Consider the following 2,376-nt stretch of genomic DNA (forward strand, 5'->3'; position numbering starts at 1 on the left):
GTAAGCCCCCAATCAAACAACGCATATAAACCCGCAGCTCCTCTTGGTACGATACATGTATCAACTAAAGGAGGTGCTTTTTCTTATGCCAAAACAAAAATTAACAATCGTCCCCGTTTCACTCCACGCTGAAAATAAAGATTTCGTTCCATGCACTTCTCCAGCTCCATCATCAAATAGCGTTTGCACAATCAAAACGGCAACCGCTGAAATATCCTTCTTCAACGGCGTAGATGAGCGCATCATTCAAACCGTTATGAGGGAGTTGAAGCAGCAATGAAACATGATTATACAAGCGTGAAAAATATCTACATCATTTGTGGGAGGACCGATATGCGAAGAGGCATTGACGGATTGGCCACACTGATTCAAGATTCCTTTGACCTGGATCCGTACAGTGATTCGATTTTCTTATTTTCCGGGTGGAGTAAAGATCGTTATAAATGTTTATATTTCGATGGTGATGGCTTTGCCATGCTTTATAAACGTTTAGATAAAGGTAAACTGCAATGGCCTAAAGACGAAAATGAAGTTCGCAAACTTTCTCAGCAGGAGGTTCGATGGCTCCTCGAGGGATTATCCCTCCAACAGCCAAAGGCGATTCAACCATCATCAAAAGGTGTATTTTAAATTCAGCAAGCTACTAATATTATCTTTATTCTGCTGTTCGAACTAGTTATAATAAAAAGAACGAAACTGAACGAATAGTGGTGAATGATATGGCGAACGCTTCTTCTAAGAATGAAAAAAAATTAATTCAGCTGCTCGAAGAGCAATTGGCTCATTCGAATCAACAAAACAAAAACTTATCAAAACAAATTGAAGCGTTAACCGAGCAAGTTCGCCAATTAACTAAGCTTTTATATGGATCAAAAACCGAACAATCGAAGTACAATACACCGGATGGGCAAGTGTCACTATTTGAAGATGATCCGTCTTTTAATGAACCTGAGCACCCAGGAGAACAAAGCCAACAGACGATTTCTTACACTGTTGTTCGAAATATTCAAAAGAAAAAACGAAATGATTCATTACATGATGACATCGAAGTAGAAACAATTCACTATTATCCTGAAAACACGCTATGTGACTGTTGCCAGGGACAAATGATTGAGATTGGCAGTACAATCGTACGAGAAGAGGCAGAATTTATTCCCGCAAAAATGAAAAAAATCCAACACGTTGAACACGCTCTTGGATGTATAGACTGTAAAGGCGATACATTTCAAAAGGCGCAAATTAAACGTGGTAAAGCACCACAGCCTCCTATTCAACGAAGCATCGCAAGTCCTAGCGTACTTGCCAAAGTAATATATGATAAATATTCACAATACCTACCACTTTACCGTCAGGTAAAGGAATGGGACCGTTATGGCCTAAATACCAATGATAAGAACCTTTCGAACTGGGTCATTCGTACTTCTCACGATTGGTTAATGCCTATTTACGAACGAATGAAGCAATTGATGATGGCTAAATCTCTTTTACATGTGGACGAAACTTATAGCCAAATCATCAACCGATCCGACGGAAAATCTGGTCAAACCAATGCCTATAACTGGGTTTATCGAAGTGTTCCATGCCAAGGTCCTCCAATAACTCTCTTTCAAAGCGCTCTATCACGGGCTCGATCTGTCCTTGAAAGTTTCATAGAAGGTTTTTCTGGAACAATTATTTGTGATGGTTATTCTGCCTATGATAAGTTGGAGGGGGTTTCCTTCGCAAATTGTTTTGCGCATGTTCGTCGTTATTGGTTGAAAGCGGACAGCAAAAATGGCCGAATTGGTGTAAGCTTTTGTGATGATTTATATAGACTCGAAAGGAAATTTAAACATTTGTCTCCGAGTATGCGTAGAAAACAACGCCAAAAACACTCGAAACCAATTGTTGATAAATTCCTTGAATGGGTTGAAACGTCACCGTTCTTCGGAAAAAATGCCCTCGCGAAGGCAGCGGAATACACATTGAATAGGGCAAATGGACTTAGAGCATTCTTGAATGATGGGCGCATCGAAATCGATAATAATCCAGCCGAAAACGCCATACGACCAAACGTTATAGGTCGAAAAAACTGGTTATTTTCGGTAAGCGAAGCTGGTGCTCGAGCAAATGCCATCTGTTTGAGTATCGCAGAAACAGCCAAAAGTAACGGTGTTGATTTCTATGAATACATAAAGAAACTATTAACGGATCTGCCAAATCTCAGCATCCATCAAAATCCTGAGATTCTAGATCAATATATGCCCTGGTCAAAAATGATTAAGGCAGAATGCAGAATAAATATGAAATAAGCCGTAATTCGATTAAAAAAATCGGAATTTACGGCTATTTGAAATGCGTACCGGAAGGTACGTCTTTTTTATAATTCGGGCTTAC

The 2,376-nt window shown here is 39.6% G+C and carries 3 protein-coding genes; all 3 read left to right on the plus strand.

Going from position 1 to position 2,376, the window contains the following annotated elements; genetic code table 11:
- Window positions 1-85: 85 nt before the first annotated feature.
- The 3 genes from ACE198_RS27875 (at window position 86) to tnpC (ending at window position 2,291) form a co-directional block, all read left to right on the plus strand.
- Window positions 86-280, plus strand: coding sequence for a hypothetical protein (locus ACE198_RS27875; RefSeq protein WP_375377787.1), 195 nt, complete (start codon window positions 86-88; stop codon window positions 278-280).
- Entirely contained in the window at window positions 277-630 is a 354-nt protein-coding gene (tnpB, locus tag ACE198_RS27880; protein WP_285851506.1) for an IS66 family insertion sequence element accessory protein TnpB, read from the plus strand. The genes ACE198_RS27875 and tnpB overlap by 4 nt, the downstream gene beginning before the upstream one ends.
- Before the next feature lie 89 nt (window positions 631-719).
- On the plus strand, window positions 720-2,291 hold the full coding sequence (gene tnpC, locus ACE198_RS27885) for an IS66 family transposase (RefSeq protein WP_251463601.1): 1,572 nt from the start codon (window positions 720-722) through the stop codon (window positions 2,289-2,291).
- Window positions 2,292-2,376 lie beyond the last annotated feature (85 nt).

This window comes from Neobacillus sp. KR4-4 (assembly GCF_042136325.1).
Lineage (GTDB): Bacteria > Bacillota > Bacilli > Bacillales > Cytobacillaceae > Neobacillus.

What these genes read in the sequence shown, in the direction of transcription:
- ACE198_RS27875 (WP_375377787.1), top strand. Translation starts at nt 86, where the DNA reads ATGCCAAAACAAAAATTAACAATCGTCCCCGTTTCACTCCACGCTGAA.
- tnpB (WP_285851506.1), top strand. Translation starts at nt 277, where the DNA reads ATGAAACATGATTATACAAGCGTGAAAAATATCTACATCATTTGTGGG.
- tnpC (WP_251463601.1), top strand. Translation starts at nt 720, where the DNA reads ATGGCGAACGCTTCTTCTAAGAATGAAAAAAAATTAATTCAGCTGCTC.